The 22,146-nt window shown below is 62.3% G+C and carries 18 protein-coding genes; 10 read left to right on the forward strand and 8 right to left on the reverse strand.

Annotated features, from left to right (window positions below):
• Positions 1-108: 108 nt before the first annotated feature.
• From LMG28727_RS28305 to hutC, 8 genes are all read left to right on the forward strand, one after another.
• Entirely contained in the window at positions 109-945 is an 837-nt protein-coding gene (locus tag LMG28727_RS28305) for an arylamine N-acetyltransferase family protein (protein WP_201645643.1), read from the forward strand.
• Between the two features lie 49 nt (positions 946-994).
• Positions 995-1,675: a methyltransferase family protein gene (locus tag LMG28727_RS28310; protein WP_201645644.1), complete on the forward strand. Its 681-nt coding sequence runs from the start codon at positions 995-997 to the stop codon at positions 1,673-1,675.
• Between the two features lie 291 nt (positions 1,676-1,966).
• On the forward strand, positions 1,967-2,827 hold the full coding sequence (locus LMG28727_RS28315) for a transporter substrate-binding domain-containing protein (RefSeq protein WP_236592446.1): 861 nt from the start codon (positions 1,967-1,969) through the stop codon (positions 2,825-2,827).
• A gap of 99 nt (positions 2,828-2,926) precedes the next feature.
• On the forward strand, positions 2,927-3,649 hold the full coding sequence (locus LMG28727_RS28320; RefSeq protein ID WP_201645645.1) for an ABC transporter permease: 723 nt from the start codon (positions 2,927-2,929) through the stop codon (positions 3,647-3,649).
• Between the two features lie 13 nt (positions 3,650-3,662).
• Complete coding sequence (locus LMG28727_RS28325) at positions 3,663-4,397, forward strand: ABC transporter permease (RefSeq protein WP_201645646.1); 735 nt, start codon at positions 3,663-3,665, stop codon at positions 4,395-4,397.
• A 105-nt stretch (positions 4,398-4,502) separates the two neighbouring features.
• Entirely contained in the window at positions 4,503-5,294 is a 792-nt protein-coding gene (locus LMG28727_RS28330) for an ABC transporter ATP-binding protein (protein ID WP_201645647.1), read from the forward strand.
• 126 nt (positions 5,295-5,420) lie between these two features.
• Positions 5,421-7,070: an HAL/PAL/TAL family ammonia-lyase gene (locus LMG28727_RS28335; RefSeq protein ID WP_201645648.1), complete on the forward strand. Its 1,650-nt coding sequence runs from the start codon at positions 5,421-5,423 to the stop codon at positions 7,068-7,070.
• A gap of 123 nt (positions 7,071-7,193) precedes the next feature.
• Complete coding sequence (gene hutC / locus LMG28727_RS28340; protein ID WP_407945880.1) at positions 7,194-8,003, forward strand: histidine utilization repressor; 810 nt, start codon at positions 7,194-7,196, stop codon at positions 8,001-8,003.
• A gap of 90 nt (positions 8,004-8,093) precedes the next feature.
• Here the strand turns inward: hutC and LMG28727_RS28345 are convergent, their stop codons facing one another.
• From LMG28727_RS28345 to LMG28727_RS28355, 3 genes are all read right to left on the reverse strand, one after another.
• A complete protein-coding gene (locus LMG28727_RS28345; protein ID WP_201645649.1) occupies positions 8,094-8,876 on the reverse strand; it encodes a substrate-binding domain-containing protein in 783 nt (260 codons plus the stop codon).
• Between the two features lie 356 nt (positions 8,877-9,232).
• Positions 9,233-12,649 carry an alpha/beta fold hydrolase gene (locus LMG28727_RS28350; RefSeq protein ID WP_201645650.1) on the reverse strand — a complete coding sequence of 1,139 codons (3,417 nt, stop codon included), beginning with the start codon at positions 12,647-12,649 and terminating at the stop codon, positions 9,233-9,235.
• A 119-nt stretch (positions 12,650-12,768) separates the two neighbouring features.
• Positions 12,769-13,560 (reverse strand): hypothetical protein, encoded by a 792-nt coding sequence (locus tag LMG28727_RS28355; protein ID WP_201645651.1) that lies wholly within the window; start codon positions 13,558-13,560, stop codon positions 12,769-12,771.
• Between the two features lie 423 nt (positions 13,561-13,983).
• Between LMG28727_RS28355 and LMG28727_RS28360 the strand changes: the two genes are divergently transcribed.
• A complete protein-coding gene (locus LMG28727_RS28360) occupies positions 13,984-15,903 on the forward strand; it encodes an ATP-binding response regulator (protein WP_236592448.1) in 1,920 nt (639 codons plus the stop codon).
• Between the two features lie 330 nt (positions 15,904-16,233).
• Here LMG28727_RS28360 and LMG28727_RS28365 read toward each other — a convergent pair whose 3' ends face one another.
• The 5 genes from LMG28727_RS28365 to LMG28727_RS28385 form a co-directional block, all read right to left on the reverse strand.
• Positions 16,234-17,007, reverse strand: a complete 774-nt coding sequence (locus LMG28727_RS28365; RefSeq protein ID WP_201645652.1) for a response regulator transcription factor — start codon at positions 17,005-17,007, stop codon at positions 16,234-16,236.
• Positions 17,008-17,357: 350 nt separating this feature from the next.
• Entirely contained in the window at positions 17,358-17,582 is a 225-nt protein-coding gene (locus tag LMG28727_RS28370) for a hypothetical protein (RefSeq protein WP_201645763.1), read from the reverse strand.
• On the reverse strand, positions 17,557-18,561 hold the full coding sequence (gene cydB, locus LMG28727_RS28375) for a cytochrome d ubiquinol oxidase subunit II (RefSeq protein WP_201645653.1): 1,005 nt from the start codon (positions 18,559-18,561) through the stop codon (positions 17,557-17,559). Before cydB ends, LMG28727_RS28370 begins: the two co-directional genes overlap by 26 nt.
• A gap of 32 nt (positions 18,562-18,593) precedes the next feature.
• Positions 18,594-20,006, reverse strand: a complete 1,413-nt coding sequence (locus LMG28727_RS28380; protein WP_201645654.1) for a cytochrome ubiquinol oxidase subunit I — start codon at positions 20,004-20,006, stop codon at positions 18,594-18,596.
• A gap of 283 nt (positions 20,007-20,289) precedes the next feature.
• Positions 20,290-20,829: a DUF2867 domain-containing protein gene (locus tag LMG28727_RS28385; RefSeq protein WP_201645655.1), complete on the reverse strand. Its 540-nt coding sequence runs from the start codon at positions 20,827-20,829 to the stop codon at positions 20,290-20,292.
• Positions 20,830-21,318: 489 nt separating this feature from the next.
• On the opposite strand from LMG28727_RS28385, the gene LMG28727_RS28390 reads away from it, so the two are divergent.
• A complete protein-coding gene (locus tag LMG28727_RS28390; RefSeq protein WP_201645656.1) occupies positions 21,319-22,143 on the forward strand; it encodes an NAD-dependent epimerase/dehydratase family protein in 825 nt (274 codons plus the stop codon).
• The last annotated feature ends 3 nt before the right edge of the window (positions 22,144-22,146 follow it).

The raw sequence follows: 22,146 nt of genomic DNA on the forward strand, positions 1-22,146 counted from the left end.
TTGGCATACCGCGGCGCAGGCGGGCGTTCGGGCTGCCCGGCGCTCATACTCATTGCCACTCGTTCAACTCATTCCATTTCAATCCAATCCCCAGCGGAGACCATGCCGATGTCATACAACGTGAATCTGGAACACTACTTCGCCCGCATCGGCTACGAAGGCCCACGCGCAGCCACGCTCGACGTCCTTCAGGCCATTCACGCGCTGCACCCCCGAGCCATTCCGTTCGAGAACCTGAGTCCGTTCACCAGAAGGGCGGTCAGGCTCGACCTTGAATCGATCGAAAGAAAACTCGTCAGCGACCGGCGCGGCGGCTATTGCTTCGAACAGAATGCGCTGTTCGCGAACGTGCTGACGCAACTGGGGTTCAGCGTCACGCCGTTGCTCGCGCGCGTGCTGTGGGGGCGTGAGGACGACGCCGTGCCGCCGCGCACGCATATGGTTCTGCGGATCGACATCGGCGGCGAAGCCTGGATTGCCGACGTCGGTTTCGGCAGCGTGACGTTGACCGCGCCGTTGCGTCTGACCACGGGTGTCGCGCAGCACACGCAACTGGGCATCTTCCGCCTCGCCGATGCGTCGCACGATGCGCTCAATCTCGAAGTGCAGCTTCGCGACGAAAGCTGGGCGCGGATTTATCGCTTCGATCTGCACCCGGTCGAATGGATCGACTACGAAACGTCGAACTGGTACACGTCGACGGCACCCGATTCGATTTTCCTGAGCACGCTAATCGTCTGCCGCGTGATGCCCGAAGCGCGTATCGCGCTGTTCAACGATCAACTGAGCGAACGCGCCGCAGACGGCGAACTCCTCAGCGAACGGCAGATCACGAGCGCCGACGAATTCGCCGAGTGTCTGCGCGATCAATTCGGATTGAATACGGGTGAAATCGACACAGCCAGGGTGTTCGCGCGCGTGCATGCGCCGACACGAACCGCATAACGCATGAACCGGTAGTGCATGAACCGGTAACGCATAACGGATCTTCGCGATGATCGCGCGCCTCATTCTGCAAACAGTGGTCTGGCTGATCGGCATGGGCGCGCTGCTGTTCGGCGCGGCGGGCACGCTCGCGTGGCCGGCCGCGTGGTGGTACCTGATCGAAGTGGGCGGCCTGAGCCTGGGAATCGGACTATGGCTCGCGCGTCACGATCCCGGCCTGCTCGCCGAACGTCTTGCGCCGATCGTGCAGCGGCAGCAAAGCCGCTGGGACCGCCTCTTCATGGTTGGCGTCGCGCTCGTATGGTGTGGCTGGCTGATCCTGATGGCGCTCGACGCAATGCGCTTGCGCTGGTCCGCGCCGTTGCCGGTCGCGCTGGTCAGCCTGGGCTCGTTATGCGTGTTTCTGTGCCTCTTCATCTGCTATCTCGTGTTCAAAGCAAACAGCTATGCCGCGCCTGTCGTCAAGATCCAGACGGGGCGTGGGCATAAGGTGATCGACAGCGGTCCTTATGCGCTGGTGCGCCATCCCATGTACGGCGCGGCATTGCTGCTGTTCGTCGGCACACCGTTGCTGCTCGGCTCGTGGTGGGGGCTCGCATTCGTGCCCGTGCTGGTGGCCGGGATCGGCTGGCGTGCCGTGCGCGAAGAGCGCGTGCTCGCGGCGGAACTCGACGGTTATGCGGACTACATGACGCGCGTGCGTTTCCGCTTTGTGCCGTTTGTCTGGTAGCACATTCGCGGCTCTGAGCCACGCCTTTTCCTGCCGCCATTTCTGGCAACCTGTCTAGACAAAGTGCCACGCGTGTCGCACACGTGATCATGCATCCGCACGGCCTTCGTTCATCGGAAATTTCCTCTTAAGCCTTACAGAAAGCCATTCATAGGGACTTACCCGATGAATGCTGCAAGTTCTGACAAATCCTCTTGCGATGCGTTTTTGAATCGTGCAATCTTGTCTATACAAGATGAGCGGCGGTTAAAAAATTCAACTCGGTGGTTTCCTCAATCAAGGGAGTTTGACGTGAAAGTGAAGCGCAGAACGGCAGCAACGGCAGTGATGAGCGTCCTGCTCGGCTTCGCAGCGAGTTTCGCGGCACCGGCGCACGCAAAAGAGTGGAAAACCGTGACGATCGCGCTCGAAGGTGGCTACGCACCCTGGAATCTCACGCTGCCGGGCGGCAAGCTCGGCGGCTTCGAACCCGAACTGGTCGCCAATCTGTGTGAGCGCGCCAAGCTGCAATGCAACCTGGTGTCACAAGACTTCGACGGCATGATTCCCGGCCTGCAAATGGGCAAGTTCGACGTGCTGATGGACGCTATTTCCATCACGCCGGAGCGTGAAAAGATCATCGCGTTCTCGCGGCCTTACGCGTCCACGCCGGCCACCTTCGCGGTGACCGACCCGAAGGTGCTGCCGAAGGCCGCGCCCACCGCAACCGTCATCAAACTGACCGGCGACCCGAAGACTGACCAGCCCACCGTCGACGCATTGCGCAAGCAGTTGAAGGGCAAGACGATCGGCCTCCAGGCCGGCACGGTCTACACGAAGTTCATCACCGAGAGCTTCAAGGACGTGGCCACGATTCGCGTCTACAAGACCTCGTCAGAACGCGATCTCGATCTGGCCAATGGCCGCATCGACGCGTCGTTCGACGACGTGACCTATTTCGCCGCCACGCTCAACACCAAAGAAAACGCGTCGGTCGTCGTAGCGGGTCCGAAGATCGGCGGCCCGATCTGGGGACCGGGCGAAGGTCTCGCGTTCCGCAAACAGGACCCGGATCTGAAAGCGAAATTCGACACGGCGATCACCGAGGCACTCGCCGACGGCACCGTCAAAAAGCTCTCCGACAAATGGTTCAAGCTCGACGTCACGCCCTGATCCACTGAACGTCGAAACAAGGCGGCACGCGCGTAACGGTTCGCTCGAGCCTGCACGCGCCGGCTGGTTCGACCAGCCGTCAAGAAAGAAGGAGAGGCAATGGCTCTGATGGAAATGTTCGGCTTCGGGCCGCAAGCGTGGGGCGGCGTTCTGCTGCTCGCGGCGTTGATGACGGTCGCACTGACGCTCGCAGCGCTCGCGGTCGGTGCCGTGTTCGGCGCGCTGGTGGCGGCGGCCAAGCTGTCGCGCTTTCGTACGTTGCGCGTCGTCGGCGATCTGTACACCACGGTGTTTCGCGGCGTGCCTGAACTGCTGGTCATCTATCTGTTCTATTTCGGCGGATCGGCGCTCGTGACCACGATCGGACAATGGTTCGGCGCGGAAGGTTTTGTCGGCGTGCCGCCGTTCGTGATCGGCGCGCTGGCGGTCGGAATGATTTCCGGCGCTTATCAGGCCGAGGTGTATCGCGCGGCGGTGCAGGCAGTCTCCCGTGGCGAACTCGAAGCAGCCCGCTCGGTCGGCATGCCGGTGCTGACCATGGTGCGCCGCATTCTGATTCCGCAGGTGCTGCGTTTCGCGTTGCCCGGCATCGGCAACGTCTGGCAATTGAGTCTGAAGGACTCCGCGCTGATCTCCGTCACCGGGCTGGCCGAACTACTGCGCGCGAGTCAGATAGCGGCAGGTTCCACCCGTCAGTACTTCACGTTCTTCGTGGTGGGCGGCGCGCTGTATCTGCTGATGACCAGCATCTCGAACCGCGTTTTCAACCACGCCGAAGCACGCGTGGGCCGGTCCTTCAAGCGCAACTTCGCGCGCAACTGACAACACACGCATCATGCATATCGACATCGATTTTCTGCTCGACACGCTGAAGCAGCTGCTCGCGGCCGTGCCGACTACGCTCGGGCTGTTCTTCAGTTCGCTGATTCTCGGCGGTCTGCTTTCGCTCGTGATCGTCACGATGCGGGTCTCGCCGCGCTGGCTGCCGAACCGTTTCGCGCGCGCTTATATCCTCGTGTTTCGTGGCTCGCCGCTGCTGATCCAGATGTTTCTCGTGTACTACGGGATGGGCCAGTTCGGCGTGATTCGCGAGAGCTTTCTGTGGCCGGTATTGCGCGAGCCGTATATGTGCGCGGTTTTATCGCTGGCGTTGTGCACGGCGGGCTATACCGCCGAGATCATTCGCGGTGGTTTGCTGGCGGTGCCGGTAGGGCAGATCGAGGCGGGTTATTCGGTCGGTTTGTCGGGCTTCGCGCTGCTGCGTCGCGTGATCGGCCCGATTGCGTTGCGCCAGTGTCTGCCCGCGTATTCGACGGAAGCTGTGCTGCTCGTCAAGTCGACGGCGCTCGCGAGCCTCGTCACCGTATGGGAAGTGACCGGCGTCGCGCAGCAGATCATTCAGCAAACCTACCGCACGACCGAAGTGTTCACCTGCGCTGCGTTGATTTATCTCGCGCTGAATTTTGTCATCGTGCGCGCGCTTGGGTTGCTCGAGACACGTCTGTCGCGGCATCTGCGTGCAGCGCCGACGCGGGTCGAGCCGGTCCGTGTGGTGTCCGCGACGACCTGAGTTCGAACCTTCGCATTCTGAGCCGCGCACCTGCGCCGCCACTCTGTAACGACTGCGCCGCGCCCCGCATGGCCGGCCATCCCGGATGAACCTGGAGAATTTCTGATGAACGCTACGGCGCCCGCTGCACTGTCGGTCAAGAACATACATAAGTCGTTCGGCGAACATCACGTGCTGAAAGGTATTTCACTCGACGCTTACCAGGGCGACGTGATCTCGATTCTCGGCGCGAGCGGTTCGGGCAAGAGCACGTTTCTGCGTTGTCTGAATCTGCTGGAAACACCCGACGACGGCTCAGTCGCGCTCGCCGGCGAAGAGTTGAAAATGAAACGCCGCAGCGACGGCAAGCTGCAACCGAGCGACCGCCGCCAGGTGGACCGGGTGCGCTCGCAACTCGGCATGGTGTTCCAGAACTTCAATCTCTGGTCGCATATGACGGTGCTGGAGAATCTGATCGAAGGGCCGATGCGCGTGCTCAAGCGCAGCCGCGCGGAATCGATTGAAGAGGCTGAAGCGTTGCTCGCGAAAGTCGGTCTCGCCGAGAAACGTGGGCACTATCCGGCGCATCTGTCGGGTGGTCAGCAGCAACGGGTGGCGATTGCGCGTGCGCTGGCCATGCACCCGAAAGTCATGTTGTTCGATGAACCCACTTCTGCACTCGACCCGGAACTGGTCGGCGAAGTGCTGCGTGTGATGCGCTCGCTCGCTGAAGAGGGACGCACCATGCTGGTCGTCACGCACGAGATGGGTTTTGCGCGGCACGTGTCGAATCGCGTGATGTTTCTGCATCAGGGGCAGGTGGAAGCGGACGGCACGCCTGACGAAGTATTCGTCGACTGCAAGTCGGATCGGTTCCGGCAATTCGTGTCGAGTCATCAGGATCGCACGACGCATTAAACCGCGTCAGCGGATCGACTACGGGGGCGCTCAATGGTGGCAGCCCTCGTAGTCGTCATCGCGTCACTTGATCTCGTCACTTCGTCACGTCACTTCGTCACGTCATTTAGCAAGTAAAACATCCTCATGGCCGTGATCCGTTCCGAACGCCCCCTCGACTGGACCCAGGTGGCCGCAGTCGCCGCAGGCGAGCCGCTCGAACTTTCCGTCGACGCCTGCGCGCGCATCGCGGCAGCGCGCGTGCTTGTCGAACAGATCGTCGAGCGCGGGATTCGCGCGTATGGCGTGAATACCGGCGTCGGCGCGCTGTGCGACGTGATCGTTTCGCCGGCCGAACAGCGGATGCTGTCGCGCAATATCCTGATGAGCCACGCGGTCGGCGTCGGCGCGCCACTGGGTGCGGCCGAGACGCGCGCGATCATGGCCGCGGCCGTGAACAATTTCGCGCACGGGCATTCGGGTATTCGTCTCGACGTCACGCAGCAACTGGTGGCGTTGCTGAACGCGGACTGCGTGCCCGAAGTGCCTGCATTCGGCTCGGTGGGCTATCTGAGCCATATGGCGCATATCGCGCTGGTGTGTATCGGCGAAGGGTACGCATGCTATCGCGGCGAACGGCTCAGCGGACGCGATGCGTTGCGGCGGCTCGGCCGGGAACCCCTCGTGCTCGAAGCGAAAGAGGGCTTGAGCCTGATCAACGGCACACCGTGCGTGACCGGCCTCGCCGCGCTCGCGCTGGCGCGCGCCGAACGTCTGCTCGACTGGACGGACATGGTCGCCGCGATGAGCTTCGAGAATCTGCACGGCCAGATGGCGGCGTTCGACGAAGATTCGCTGGCTCTGCGCGTGTCGGCGGGTCTGAGCCGGGTGGGCGAACGGATGCGCGCGAGCCTCGCGGGCAGCGGCATTCTCGCGGCCGTGGTGGGTCAGCGCACGCAGGATCCGCTCAGCATGCGGACCATTCCGCACGTGCACGGCGCCGCCCGCGACGTGCTCGACGCGACCGCCGGCGTGGTCAATCGCGAACTTGCGTCGATTACCGACAATCCGATCGTCGCCGGTACGCCGGACGCGCCGCGCGTCTATTCGCAGGCACATGCGGTGGGCGCCGCGATTGCGCTGGCCATGGACAGCCTCGGCACCGCCATTGCGCAGGTCGCGGCGATGGCCGAGCGGCGGCTCGACCGCCTCGTCAATCCGCTGGTCAGCGGTTTGCCGGCCTTTCTCGCGGAAACGGGCGGCACCCGTTCCGGCTTCATGATTGCGCAGTACACGGCGGCTTCGCTGGTCGCGCAGAACCGGCGGCTGGCGATGCCGGCAAGCCTCGACGGCGGGATTACGTCGGGTTTGCAGGAAGATCACCTGTGCCATGCGACGCCGGCCGCGCTGAAGGCGCTGGAAATCATCGACAACGCCGCGCGTATCGTCGCGATCGAATTGCTGGCGGCGGCCCAGGCGTACGACCTGCAAAGCGGCGATGCGCCGCGCGCACCGCATACCGAATCGCTGTGGCAACGCGTGCGGCGCGCGGTGCCGGTGTATCGCGACGATCGGCCGCTCGCGGACGACATGCGCATCGCGTTTCGCATGATCGCCGACGAAGCCCCTCCGCCGCTGCCGAACCCGGGTAACATTGGGCCTCGGCCCGCGGCGCCGGCGGACGGCGCGCAGCGGGTTGCGCTGGCGACCGTCATGCATCTGGCAGCCGCCGGCCATTTCGATCCGGCCGTGAGCATCGCGGTCAACGACGGGCAGGCCGCCGCTCACCAGGCGTGATGAAAGCAGGACCGGTGAGTGGGCTTACCCGCCGGCTGACCGGATAATCGGCCACGAGGCTAACCGGCCTGGCGGCCAGGGCGGACAACCGTGTACCGCCTGCGTACCACCCACGAGGTTGGAGTGAACACAACGACAAACGCGCGAACCACAGAACCGGCTGCATCGGCTGCAGTAACAGAGACCGCTGCGCAGGCCGCGCAGATGCAGAACCCGGCCGACCGTCCTCGCGACGTCGCCGCGAAAGCCATGCCCGCGTATGAGCAGATCAAGCGCTACGTGATCAAACGCATCAGCGACGGCGACTGGAAGCCAGGCGGCCTGATCCCGTCCGAAATGGAACTGGTCAAGGAATTCGGCGTTGCGCGCATGACGGTGTCGCGCGCGTTGCGCGAACTGACTGCCGAGCGCGTGGTGACGCGCGTGCAAGGCTCAGGTACCTTCGTCGCGCCGAAACGTTACGAATCGACCGTGCTGGAAATCCGCAATATCGCCGACGAAATCGCCGCGCGCGGTCATCGTCATTCGGCGCGCGTGCTGAAGCTCGAACCGGGCGACGATCCGCTGGCGCTCAGTTCGCTCGCGCTGTCGAGCGGTCCGGTATTTCATTCGTGCATCGTGCACTTCGAGGAGGGCGAGCCGATCCAGTACGAAGATCGATACGTCAATCCGAATGTATTCCCCGACTATCTGCAACAGGACTTCACGGTCGAGACACCGAATCACTATATGGTGCGGCTCGCGCCGATCCAGCGCGCCGAGTTTCGCATCTATGCGCAGAAGCCGGACGCTTATGTGCGCCGTCATCTGATGATGGAGATCGGCGAACCGTGTCTGCAGCTTTGGCGTCGCACCTGGGTAGGGGACGAGGTGGCGACGTCGGTGCAGTTGTGGCATCCGGCTTCGCGATTTCACCTCGCGGGGAATGTTTAGCGCGCTGCGACGCGCTGCGTGAGTTTCACGGCAGCGCAGCGCGGCGCGGCCGCGAAAAAAAAGCGGCCGCGTAAAGGCGATGAGCAGTCTTCAATGCGCCGCGACGGAGTCCATTCCGGTCGCTCTGACCGTAGCTTGCGCATCGGCTGACGAGAGGTAGTCGAGCAGCGCCTTCGCCTCCCGCGGATGCTTCGAGCCGACCGGAATACCCGCCGCATAGCGCGTGACCGATTGCACCGACTCCGGAATCTTGCCGACAAACGTCGCGCCGCTCACCGGCAACAACTCGCTGACCTGCTGGAAGCCCACTTCGTAATCGCCATTGGCGACGACCGACGCAACCGGAATTCGCGGCACCATCTTCGCTTTATCCTTCACCTGGTCTTCGATGCCGAGCCGCTTGAACAATTCGCGCTGAATATAAACCCCGCTCGCGCTGTCCGAATACGCGATGGATCTGGCGTGCAGCAATGTCTCTTTCAATGCATCGACCGAGCCGATGTCCGGCTTCGGCGCCCCGTCGCGCACGACCATACCGATGCGCGAATCGGCGAGTTCGACTCGCGAAGCTGGAATGACCTTACCCTGCTTGATCAGATCGTCCAGCGCATAGCCGACCATGATGACCACGTCCGCCGCTTCACCGCGATCGAGGCGGTTCGGAATGGCTTGCGGCGATTGACCCATCGACGGCCCGAGGATCGTGTCGAGCGTATTGCCCGTCGATGCCGAGAACTTCGGGCCGAGCGTGTTGTATGCGGCAGTGAAGCCGCCCGAACTCATCACGTGAAGCTCCGCAGCCTGCACGTTCGTCGCGGCGACGGTGGTGCTCAGCAAGCCGGCGCTCAGTATGGACAGAAAGAATGTTTTCATTGAAATCGTTGTGGCGGTCTGAAGTGGAAGTAAGCGCGATGAAGCAGGGTGACTGACGCAGCCGGACGCCTCGACATGAGGCCGTGCGGGTACGGCGTGAAGCCGCCAGCCACAGCCGTAGCCAGACTGTTGGTCAAACGCGCACTTCGACCAGCATCGCCGGAGTCAGCGCCGCGACCCTTGCGCCGTCGTGTCAACCATACATGAACGGGAGCCACAGGAGAACCGGGAACACGTGAAGGATCAAGCCATCGTGCATGGGCGAACCATGACAGCGCCGGGCAGGCGCTCGCCATTGCAGATACTGCGATCGGGGCAGGCAGCGGGCGCGCGGCGTTTCGCACGCCCGCTCGAGGTCAATGCGCGTCGAGATATCGCCTGATCAACGGATAAACATCGACCGACGCGTTCTTGCCGAACATACAGTCGAGGTGTCCATAACCCGGAATCAGATGGCGTTCATAAGGCTGTTCTGGAAAGTGACTGACCAGCATGTTGAACGTCAATTCGGTGCTTTTCGGCAGATACGTTTCGTTTTTTTCGCCGTGAATAAAGCCGATTGGCATGCGCATGCCTTCCAGTCCTTTCATGCCGTCCGCACCGGTCAGATAGACGTCGTTGCCTTCGGCATCGACGACCTTGCCCGCCCGCACCATCGCCGCGAGATGTCTGAAGACCTCGACGTCGTGTATGCCGAGCAGTTCCTGCAGATTCGAATGCAGCGTCTCGTTCAGTTTTTCATGTTCGTAGAGCAGGCCATACAGAAAGGTCGCGCGATGACAGATCGGATTGCCACAGCCTTCGTCATGATCGAGCGGATAGAGCCTGAGCGCTTCGTCGAGCAGATTGGCGGGCCACGAGTCGTCCTGCGTGTACGCGGTCAGGTCGCGTACGCCGAGATGTTTCATGATGCCGGGGATATGCAGGCCCGCCTTGATTTTTTGCAACGTGCCAGGCACCGGGTTCGTCGATACCTGCGAAATAACCGCCGAGCGCACGCCTTCGAGCCTGTCGAGCAACGACATGCTCAACGAGACACCTCCCATGCAATGACCCAATGCCTGAATGTTCGCTGCGCCGGTCACCTCGAGAATTTTGGCGACGGCGGCGGGAATGTCCTCGCGCGCCACCTTGTCGACGTTGGTCGGCACCAGCACGCTGGGCATTTCGATGCTGACACGCAGATCGACGAGCCACACATCGTAGTTGGCCGCGCAGAGATATTCGACGAGATTGGTCGCGATCAGATCAGTGGAAAACATTCGGCTCGATACGCCTGAGCCATGAATCAGCAGCACGGGGCGCGCATTCCGGTTCGCGGGATCGACATAGCGTGTGAGCCTTAGCGTCGTGCCGTCCGGTGTATCGAAGAAGAACAGTTGCGGGGCGGGCGCGCGCAGTGCGCGCTTCAGACGCGGCGGCGCCTTCGGGTCGTAAAACTGCAATGGCGCGGCAACGCCGCCGTATTCCGTGAACAACACGCCGGCGAAAAACTTGCCGAATTTCAACGTCCATTCGAGGCGCGTCTTCAGATCGGGCGTGTTGGTGACTTCGAGCGTGCGCTGCTGTTTGAGGAAATTTTCCGGTGTGATGATCAGCGTGGCTTTGCCGATGACCGGTGCGTCCTGTTGCGCCGACTCGCGGATCTCGGCATACAGCGTGTTGGTCTGCTCCCACAGATTGATCGGCGAGGAACGCGTGATGATCTTCTGTCCCGTCAGATACCAGGTTTTTCCTTCGGCAGCGTTGAGCGTCATCCGGTAATTCATGTTGCGCTCATCGACATCGGACTCGCTGACGACGAAAAGATTGAAGGTGCCGTCAGTGATCGTCATCGGCTGAGCGGAAAGTGCGGGACAGGTCAACGTTCCCGCCGTATGAGCCAGATGCTGCGCATTGCCGAGCATGTCGGCGAGATCGTCCGATTCGACGGTCAGCGTGAATTCGATCGGACTCGTCGCGGCTTGTCCCGCCACGACCGGCGTGTAAGTGCCGACCATGGTCTCGGTGAAGCGCAAGCCGATTTTTTGCGGAGGCGGCGGCGCGACCGTGCCCTTCGCGGTGTAATCGATCGACCAGCCGTGCGACGCAGCCAGTCGTGCGCAATTGCGTTCGGCTAATGCAGAAATGGTCAGCAGCGGATTGACGCCGAGTGACATCGGCATCACCGCGCCGTCCATCACATAGAGCCCGTCGTGTACTTCGGTGCCTGTTGCGCCGCTATAGACGCGACCCATGTGATCGACCACGCCACGCCCGGCGTCGTCGCCCATGCCACAGCCGCCCAGTGGATGCACGGTGACGGTGCGATTGCCGGCGATATCGGTGGAAATCGGATTGCGCAGGTATTTGCCGCCGAGCGGTACGGTTGCCTGCTTGAGCACGTTTTCAATGGTTTGAAAAATCGGCTGCTTGCCCGCCTTTTTCCACGCGATGCGCGCACGGCCTTTATCGTCGACGCTGATCTGGCCGCTTTCGTCGTCGTGCGCCATCACGAGGTAGCTCTGCGTGTGGTTGAGCGCGCCGTGATACGGGCCGCGCAGAAAGCTTTCTGCCACGCGCGCTTCGTAGTCGATCCGGTCACGAAGCGGGCGCCGCGCGCTCGCGTCGACGTCCACGCCTTCCAGCGGCGCGGCATTGCCTAGCAGCCCGACCAGTGCCACCCCGACGGCGCCCGCCAGCGAGCCTTCTTCGATCACATAGCCGTCTTTCACATTGGCGGTATTGCGATTGTCGATCAGGCCGGTAATCGTCGGCCCGACCGCAGGAATCTCGCCCTGGACGTGCGAGCCCCAGCCGACTCCGTTGATCACGTCGTCGGTGTTGTACGCGAAGGCGAGCACGTCGCCGTTGCCCGTGAAGTGCTGGCCGAGCATGTCCGACGTGGTCAGCCCCTGCTTGCGCGAGCGCAACAGCAATGCGGTTGAACCAATCGTTCCCGCCGACACGATGACGATATCGGCGCTCACGAACAGATCGGGCGCGTCATAGCTTTCGCGGCCGAGTTGCACCAGCTGGAAGCTCACCTTCCAGTTGCGTGTGTCGGTGTCACGCGTCACCGAATGCACGGCGGCGCCGGTGAAAATCTCCGCACCGTGCGCGACGGCATCAGGCAGATAGTTCATGTGCGTCGAATTTTTCGCGTCGTAGTTGCAACCCGAGTTGCAATCGCCGCAACCGACGCAAGCTTTCTGCCCGACACCCGCAGCGTTGATGCGATCTTCAAAAGTGACGGTGATCGGCGGACGGCTGAAGCGGTCTGCCATGCCCAACCCCTGCGCCGATTTTTCGAGTGCCTGCAATTTCGGCAGCGGTGGGAAATCATCGGGGACCGGCGCAGGTTCCAGCATCGCGCGAGCCAGTGCATAGCCGTGATCGCGGCCGTCCTTGTCGGCGCGCAGCGCGGCCGGCCAGCGCGAGTCGTCCCATAGGCGCGGATCGGCTTCGAGCGCGACATTGGCGTTGATCAGCGACGTGCCGCCCAGTCCGCAACCGACCACCGCGTTCACGTCCTCGTTCACATGCACTTCGAGCAAAGCCAGTGGCGAGCCGATTTGCGCGAGGGCCGTGTTGTACTGGACATTTTCAGTGCCCTGAAACGGCGTGCGCGGATAGTCGCCTGCCATGAATTCGCGCCCCCGTTCGAGCACACAGACACTGCGGCCCGCACGCGCCATGCGGCTCGCTGCAATTGCGCCGCCGTAACCCGAGCCGACGACGACCACGTCGTAATGCCGTTTCAGCGCCGTGGGGGCGCTCGATAAACGCTTCATCAGGACCACCTCGTCACGAAGGGAACGCGGGGAAATAGAGCCGGACTGCGGAAGGAAGACGGAATGCGGTCGCGGCTTTTTTATCGTAGGCGATGCGCGACCCATTCCACCTGTTTCGATTACGCTGCTACCTGATCAAGCTCGCTGTCGCTCGATTCCGCCGCCAGCAGGTTCAACGCCAGCAGAATGGCCTCACGGTTATCGACGTCGATCGCGATCCCGAGCGTGTCCGTCAGCCAGTGCCCGATCTTGGTATTGGAGAATTCCTGCGTGCCGGCCGTCTTTTTCATCGTGACGCCGAGTTTGATCGCGCGATAGTGATACGAGGGCACCCGATGCTGAGCCGCCACTGCCGACAACCCGCCTTTGCCTTCCGAGCACCAGCCGAGGCTGCCCGCGAGAACGATCCGCTCCGGCTCGTCGAGACTGTCGATAAAAGCGCGCGCCGCCAACCGGACGCGCTGCTCGTCGAGTCCGTATTGCAGCAGCACGCTGTTTATCGGGTCTTCGAGCGCTTGCGCGTGCAGGTCGATTTCCTGCGCCATGCCTTCGTTTTCCATCGACACATTGCGTTGATGGCACGCGCTGCGCAGGCAGTCGATCAGATAGCGGCGGAAATACGCGCACACCGCGTAGCCGTTGGACGGCGCGCTGTCCGCGCAGGAGCTGGTTTCCGTATGGCCGGGTGCGAGCCGCAGCACCTTGGCGTAAATGAACTGCGCGACCAGTTCCTCCTTGTCCTCGCCGAGCGCCTGCAACTCGAGCGGGTGATAGGTCCGCAACGCGCGCCTGACCAGTTCGACCATCGACACCATTTCGTCGCCGGACAACTGGGTGCGTCGGCGCCACAGGTCGGGCAGGATGGCATCATCGAGATTGCGGACGAACGCGTGGCTCGGAACTGCGCCCATGAAAACCTCCGTAAAAGTAAGGCCAAGGAGCGCGGTGCGTCCGGACTGCAAGCCGGACATGAATGAGGGACCTTTGATGCCGCGCTGGAATGTAAAGTCAGTATGGTTTCCGCCGACTGCTTCGCCTATATGGATTAAGTAGTAGCTGATGGGTAAACTTCCGGGTAAACCTAAACTACGCTTAACGCTGTGTCGCGCATCCCGCCAGCCTCTGCGGACCCGTTTCAAACGCTGGCCCTGTCATTCGTCTGAAGAGAAAGCGTGCGCCGCACCTCGATTCGGCGCCATCCCGTGACCGCGCTGCGGCCGGAACCTGCCGTCACTGATGCGGTCTTCCCGTGCGCAACGCGCGGTCCGTCCCGTCTGAGTCGAGCTTTCGCGACCTGTCACCGAATTTGCCGTGCCCGACAAGGAGACCGCGCAATGCGGGCCGACCCGATCCAGCGTGCCATCGACGAAGACCTCGTCCGCGTGTTGTACGCGCAAGATCCGATTGCCTTTTTCTCGCACTGGTTTTCGATCGCGGTGCTGATCGCGATTTATTGGCCGGCGATACCGTCGCCGCGGCTATTCGCTGCGTGCTTCGGGTTTTATGCGGTGGCCAATTTCGGCAGCCTCGCGCTGTGGATCTGCAATCGTCGCTGTCCGCAACTCGTTTCGCCGCGTGACTGGATTTATCTGCACGCGTTACGCGGTGTATTGCTTTACAGCGCACCGGGTATTGCGGTGTGGTTCGCGTTCCAGAGCGCGCAAACCGACTTGCCGTTGCTGCATACCGTCATGCTCGTGACATTGGCGGCGGGCGTGTTCATGTCGAATGGTTTCGACCTGCTGAATTTCTCTACCGCGATTCCATTTCTTTTATTCCCGTCGATCGTGCTGCTGTTCGGCTCGCATACGTTCGACCGCACGCTTCTGGCAATCGTGATCGCGTTCTTCTTCTGCGCGATCAACGTCTATGCGATGAGTTACCGCAAGCTGTTCCGGCAGGTCGTGCAGGCACGGGTCGATCAGCAGTATCTGGCGGAGTCGCTGGCGGCACAGAAGCATGTCGCCGAAGAGGCGAGTCTCGCGAAGACGCGTTTTTTTGCCGCCGCCAGCCACGATTTACGGCAGCCGCTGCATGCAATCGGGTTGCTGGCCGCGTCGCTCAACGACGCGGCCGCGACGCCCGCGCAGCATGCGAAGACGGCGGAGCACATCGTCTATAACGTCGAGGCGTTGAATCAGTTGTTCAATCAGGTGCTCGATCTCGCGCGGCTCGAAAGCGGCGTGACGCAGGTGATCCGGCTGCATTTCCGGCTCTCGGAACTGTTCGAGCGGGTGGGCAGCCAGTATCGGCCGCAGGCTGCGGCCAAGGGGCTGGCGCTGCGGATTGCGCCGACCACGATGGTGGTGCATGACGATCCGGTGTTGCTTGAACGCGTGCTGAGCAACCTGCTGTCGAACGCCGTGCGTTATACCGAGGACGGCGCGATCTGGCTGGGATTTCGACGCGCGGGCCGGCTTGATGGCGGCTTTGTCGAAGTGCGCGATTCGGGTATCGGGATTCCGGCCGACGAGCAGGAGGCTATTTTCGAGGAGTTTTATCAGGTCGCGAATCCGCAGCGCGACGCGCGTCAGGGCCATGGGCTGGGTTTGCCGACGGTCAAGCGCCTGATCGACATGCTCGGCGGCGAACTGCAATTGCGCTCGGCGCCGGGGCGCGGCTCCGTGTTCCGCTTTCCGGTGCAGGCGGGCGAGGTCGGCGGGATCGTCGCGAGTCTGAACGAAGCGGTGGCGGGTGGGCCTTCTGCGCAAGGCCGGCGCGTGCTGTGTATCGACGACGATCCGTCGATTCTCGAAGGTCTGTCGAGTTTGCTGGGGCGCTGGGGTTGCGCAGTGCTTGGCGCGCGCGACGAGGTCGAGGCGCTCACCGCGCTGGCCGGCGGCTTCGTTCCGGATGCCGTGCTGTGCGATTACCAGCTCGCGAATCACCGGACCGGCGCACAGGCACTGACGGCGGTACGCGGGGCGCTGGCCAACGCGGGGCATGACAACGTCGTGACGCTGCTGATTACCGGCGATATGGCGTCGGCGGAACTGGCTGCGCTCGCGTTGCAGGGTATCCCGGTGTTGCATAAACCGGTGACGCCGGCGCGTTTGCGGCGCACGCTGGAGATGCTGTGGCAGCAGGCCGAACTGGATAAGGGAAGGGCGGCCTCGGCGGTGAAGCTGGGTCAGGGTGGGGGCGCCGAAGAAGCTGACGGCGCAGGTTCCGCTGCGGCAACGGAGGTGGGTGCATCGCCGGGCACGATTGCGGCTGGTTTGCAAAGTCAGGTGCAAGGGCAGCCGCAGAAGTGAGGGCGGCTGACGCCGTGCGTTGCCGTCGACGCGGTAGTGTTCGTGTCGCGGTGGGTGGCGCGGAAACAAGCGCTCGGGGGGAGGGGGCGTCGCGACTCCCCGACGCCGAAAGACCGCAGCGCTGAAAGGCCTAAACGCCGAAAGACCTAAACGCCGAAAGACCCCAAGACTCCAAGACCCCAAGACCCCAAGACCCCAAGGCCTCAAGACCTCAACGCCCCAAGGCCGCAAGCCCCAAGGCCGCAACGCCCCAGTGCCCAGTGCCCCCAGTGCCCCCAGTGCCCCCAGTGCCCAAGCCCCAAGCCCAAGCCCCAAGCCCAAGCCCAAGCCCTAAAGCGTCTTCCCCGCCTCCAGCCACCCATTGATGACCGCAATCGCCGTCGATCGGTTATGCACGCCCAGCGCCCGGAAAATCACCGACAGATGGACCTTCACCGTCCCTTCGGCGACGCCCAGATCGCGCGCGATCATCTTGTTGGTCCAGCCGCGATGCACGAGCCGCATGATGTCCTGCTGCCGGGGCGACAGATTCTCCAGCAAATGCTGCTGATGCGGCTGCAACGCCTGAACCTGCGTAATGGGCTCGGTCAGGGACTGGGCGCCCGACGTGCCGCCATGCGGTGCAACACCCTGGTCCGGTGCTGCGGGCGCGCAAGCCGAGGCCGAAGCGCCGCCGCCCGCACCCGATTGCGCGTCCCGCGACCCCAGCAGACTCAGCGCTTCCATCGGCACATAGGCGCCGCCCGACAGCACCAGTTCGATCGCTTTCAGCATGACGCTCGCAGGCTGCCGCTTCGGCACGAATCCCAGAGCCCCGGCGGCGAGCACCGCGCGCATCTCGTCAGGCGATTCCTCAGCGGACAGCACCACCACCGGCAGCGCCGGATTCGCCTTCAGCAACACTTCGAGCGATGAAGCGCCGCTCATGCCCGGCATATGCAGATCGACGATCGCCAGATCGTGGTCGGCATCCGGTCGTGCGGCGGTGGCAAGTGTTTCCCAGCTATCGGCTTCGTCGAACTGCGCGTCGGGATCGAGACCGCGCAGCAAACCCTTGACGCCTTGCCGGATCAGTTCATGGTCGTCGGCCACAAGAAACTTCATGATGTCTCCGCGAGTCGGGCCTGCCCGTTATTTACGTTCGCCGTCAGGGGGTCTCGTATCGGGTCCTGTTCCTGTCGTTCTACTTGTCGTGTCGTGAAACGCATCATGGCCGGCTACCCCGCGCTTCTTGTGCCGATCGGTGGTGCGGCGCGCCTACCGGCGGCCGCCCAGGTGGAGCAATATCAATACGATCGCCGGCTGGTTTGAAGCGCCCCATTCAGGGTAAGGCAGGTCTCCCGCGCCCAGCTTCCGGCTTGGTACGTAGACGAGGCGAATGGCCCTTTTTTGAACGCTTTCCCGCACGATCCCGAAGCTTATGCGCGCCGGATCAAGCCATATGAAAGCAGCGCTTATTTGACTGCGAACAGCGTCGCATTCATCAGAAGCTTGAAGGCGAAGCCGAGCGATACCGCTGAGGCTACACCAAAGCACCACAGCGCAATAAACCAGATCCAGCCAGGCAGTTTTCGCGTTGAGGCGGCGGGCGTCGTCACTGCATTCCGCCTACCCATCAATGAAGCGCTCGCCGACGCGCGGCCGCCGGGTTGTTTAGTGATAGTGATGTTGGTCGTCATGGCGCACCTTGCCTCGAAATACCCAATAACCCATCGTCGAATAAGCGATGATGATCGGCAGAATCACTGCCGCGCCAGCCAGCGTGAACGTCTGGCTCGCACGCGGCGCGGCGGCTTCCCACAGCGTCACGCTCGACGGAATCGCGTAGGGCCACAGGCTCACCAGCAGTCCCAGATAGCCGAGCAGCACCAGCAGCAGGGCGAGCACGAACGGCGTGTTGTGATGCCGCGCCCGCACCGCGCGGTACATGAAGAACGTGCAGATCGCCACGAGGAACGGCACCGGCAACAGGTGATAGAAAATGTCGTCGTGGAACCAGCGTTGCGCGATAGTCGGGTCCTGCAGCGGCGTCCACAGGCTGACCATCGCGATGAAGCCCAGCAGCACGAGCGTCAGCGGCCAGACCACGCGGTGCAGGCGGCGTTGCAGGTCGCCTTCGGTCTTGGCGACCAGCCAGCAGCAGCCCAGCAGCGCGTAGGTGACCACCAGTCCGAGGCCCGTCAGCAGACTGAACGGCGTGAGCCAGCCGAACGCGTCGCCGGCATAAGCGCCGTTCGTCACCGGAATCCCTTGCAGAAACGCGCCCAGCACGATCCCCTGGAAGAACGTCGCCCCCGCCGAGCCGCCGATAAACGCCAGATCCCAAAGGTGCTTGGTGCGGTTGGCCTTGGCGCGAATCTCGAACGACACACCGCGAAAGATCAGGCACACCAGCATGAAGATCAGCGGCAGATACAACGCCGACAGCACGGTCGCATAGACCATCGGAAACACCGCGAACAACGCGGCGCCGCCGAGCACGAGCCAGGTTTCGTTGCCGTCCCAGACCGGCGCCACCGTGTTCATCATCAGGTCGCGCTCTTTCTCGTCGGGGAAGAACGGGAAGACGATGCCGATGCCCAGATCGAAGCCGTCCAGCACCACATACATGAAAAGGCCCAGCGCGATGATCGCGGCCCACACTACGGTTATGTCCATTCTGTTTCTCGCAAGCGGCTAAGACGGCAGGGTTAGGCGACGTCGATCAGTTGATCGGCGGCGGACATCGGGCGGCGCGCGGTCTCATTCGGCGAACGCTGCGGCACGCCGTGCGGCGTCTGTCCCGGCAACGCAGGACCCGAGCGCATCAGCTTGAGCATGTAGTAGATGCCGGTGCCGAACACGAGGAAGTAGACGGCGACGAAGGTCATCAGCGAAATGCCGACCTGCTGCGTGGTGAGCGGCGACACGGCTTGCGAGGTGCGCATCACGCCGTACACGACCCACGGCTGGCGGCCGGCTTCCGTCGTGACCCAGCCGGCCAGCAATGTGATAAAGCCGGTCGGCCCCATCGCCACTGCAAAACGCTGGAACCACTTCGACTCGAACAGGCGTTCACGGCGACGCAGCACCCACGCTGCGATCGACATCAGGATCATCAGCACGCCGAGCCCGGCCATGATGCGGAAGCTCCAGAACACCACCGTCGAATTCGGGCGGTCCTGTGGCGGGAATTCCTTCAGGCCGCGTATTTCGCCATCCCAACTATGGGTGAGGATCAGGCTGCCCAAATGAGGAATCGACACTGCATAGCGCGTGGTTTCCGCCTTCATGTCGGGGATGCCGAACAGGTTCAGCGCGGTGCCGCCTTTTTCGGTGTTCCACAGACCTTCGATCGCGGCGATCTTCGCCGGCTGATATTTGCGCGTGTTCAAACCATGCTGATCGCCGACAAAGGCCTGGATCGGCGTGAGGATCAGCAGCAGCCACAGCGCCATCGAGAACATCTTCTTGACGGCCGGATCGCGCCGTCCGCGCAACAGATGCCACGCGCCGACTGCCGACACCACCAGCCCCGCAACGATGAACGCCGCCAGCGCCATATGCGCGAGCCGGTACGGGAACGACGGATTGAAAATGATCTTGAACCAGTCGAGCGGCACGACGTGGCCGTTGACGACTTCGAAGCCTTGCGGCGTTTGCATCCAGCTATTGGACGCTAGAATCCAGAAGGTCGAGATCAGTGTGCCGATGGCGACCATCAGCGTGGCGCCGAAGTGAGCGCGCGGACTCACGCGCTGCCAGCCGAACAGCATGATGCCGAGGAAGCCTGCTTCGAGGAAGAAGGCGGTCATCACCTCGTACATCAGCAGCGGTCCGGTGATCGGGCCCGCGAAGCTGGAGAAGCCCGACCAGTTGGTGCCGAACTGATAGCTCATCACGACGCCGGAAACGACGCCCATACCGAAGGCCACTGCGAAGATCTTCGACCAGAACAGGCAAAGATCTTTGTAGTACGCCTTGCCGGTTCTCAGCCAGCGCCATTCGAGGACGGCAATGAAGCTGGCGAGACCGATGCTGAGCGCGGGAAAAACGATGTGAAACGAAACGGTGAACGCAAACTGGATGCGGGCTAGATCGAATGCCGATATTGCGGAGGTCATGAGCGTGATATGCGTGATGTCCGCGAGGGCGGACTACGCGCGTCGACCGTTGTCGGTGCGCACTGCGTCTGGCAGATGGCGCAAGAGTAGGGGATGAGGGGAAATTATGTTGCGGCGCGACGTGCGTCAAAAAACCGCCTTGTTTTAAGCGGTTTTTGGATTTTTAGACGTCAAACCCTTGATGGGTATCAAGTTTTCCTGATGGTCTTGCGGCGCGTGTTCGAGGCGTGCGGGTGACAAGTGCGTCAATAGACCGCGCTGCAGCAAAAGGGTTTAACCACGCTCAGACGGTCGGCCAACCCATGCGCGCCGCTCGCTGCAACGACGAGCGCACCACCAGCCGGTGGAATGGCGCGATCGCCACGATGTACGCGCGGCCCAGCGTGTTGTGACAATTCACGACGGTGGACAGCACCAGATAACGCGAGCGGCCGTCTTGCGTGCTGCGGGTCTGCTGCAACACCGACAACCGGAAGTCGAGGTGACTATCGTTCTCGCCAAGAATGATCTCGTGCGCGCTGCGCGTGTAGATCCTGAAGATGTCGACACGCTCCCGCGAACCCCCGGCACCTTCGTGGCGCAACTGCCTGGCCGTCTTGATTCCAAAGCGCGCGACCAGCACGTCACGCAGTGCCAGCAGTTTCGCGACCCAGCTTGCCTGATGCGCAAACAGAAAACGCGCGAGCAACTCGGGGTCGTCGATCGCGTTGTCGGGCAGGCGGACTGCGTAGGCGTCGGCGAGATCGGGGGCGCTATACAGACGCGTGACGGCGGACTCGGGCGGCAGCGCGACGGATCGCACGGAATAGTCGGCAGTGGGCATGGTGAGTTGCTGTGCTGAAAATGAACCGGGCTGAATGAACGCAGCGGCGACGGCAATTAACTGAACGGGCTGCCGGCGCATAAGCGGTAGAAAGCGGACAGTAAAGCGGCAAGCGGGACAATAACGCAACAGAAAACGCAGGCAACAGCGGCACAGTCTACGCGCGCTTGCTGGAGGCCGCTTCGAAAGCAGCTGCGTGGCGCGCTCGACAGCAAGCCGTTGAAAGAAAACTGACAGAAAAATTCGATGTTATGTCATACGACATCGCATAAATTTAATAACCGAATACCTCTGTTTATTAAAGAAAATTTCATTCTCGATGGATGAATATGAGGGTAAATGCCTAGTTGAAATCTGCTTAAGCATCGTTGATAGTACGTTATCGTACAACTAGCGTGTGTTAAGCAGGCGATCAATGTCTTCGCTGAACCGCTGGTTTTACCCCCAGTTCGATCGCGCACGGCGCGGTAATCGCAGTAAAGGAACCCTATGAAAAAGATTGCCCTCAGTGGAGCTGGCGGCCAGCTAGGCTCAGTCGTACGTTCTGCATTGATCGCGCGCGGCATCGCGTTGCGTTCCGCAGCCGGCTCGAAAGCGTTGACGCCGCTGGTTGACGGTGAAGACGTGATGCACGGCGACCTGCGCGACCCGGCGGTCGTGGATCGCCTGCTCGATGGTGTCGACGTGCTGATTCACTTTGCCGGTACCAGCGTGGAGCGTCCGCTGCCGGAGATCATCGAGAACAACCTGCGCGGCCTCGTCGAAGTGTATGAAGGCGCGCGCCGCAAGGGCGTGAAGCGCATCGTGTTCGCCAGCTCGAATCACGCGATCGGCATGTATCCGGTCACCGAGCATCTGAGCCTCGACTGCGAACTGCGCCCGGACGGCTTCTATGGCCTGAGCAAGGTGTGGGGCGAAGCGCTGGCCAGAATGTACTGGGACAAGCACGGCATCGAAAGCGTGTGCGTGCGTATCGGCAGTTGCCTCGCACGTCCGACCGAGCAGCGTCACCTGAGCACGTGGTTCGGTCACGACGACCTGATGCATTTCCTCGACCGCTGCGTCGAAGCCGAAGACGTCGGTTTCCTGACCATCTGGGGCGTGTCCGCCAACACCCGTAGCTGGTGGGACAACAGCGGCGCTGCGCGTCTGGGCTATCAGCCGAAGCAGAACTCCGAAGACTACGCCGCGGAAATCCTCGCGCAGCCGAACCCGCTCGACGCGTTGGGCCAACGCTTCCAGGGCGGCAGTTTTGTCGGGATCGATTATTCGCGCACGGACGGTGGTCCGGACAGTACAGCGAAGCCGGTCTGACGG

It is taken from the genome of Paraburkholderia metrosideri, from assembly GCF_904848625.1.
Classification (GTDB): domain Bacteria; phylum Pseudomonadota; class Gammaproteobacteria; order Burkholderiales; family Burkholderiaceae; genus Paraburkholderia; species Paraburkholderia metrosideri.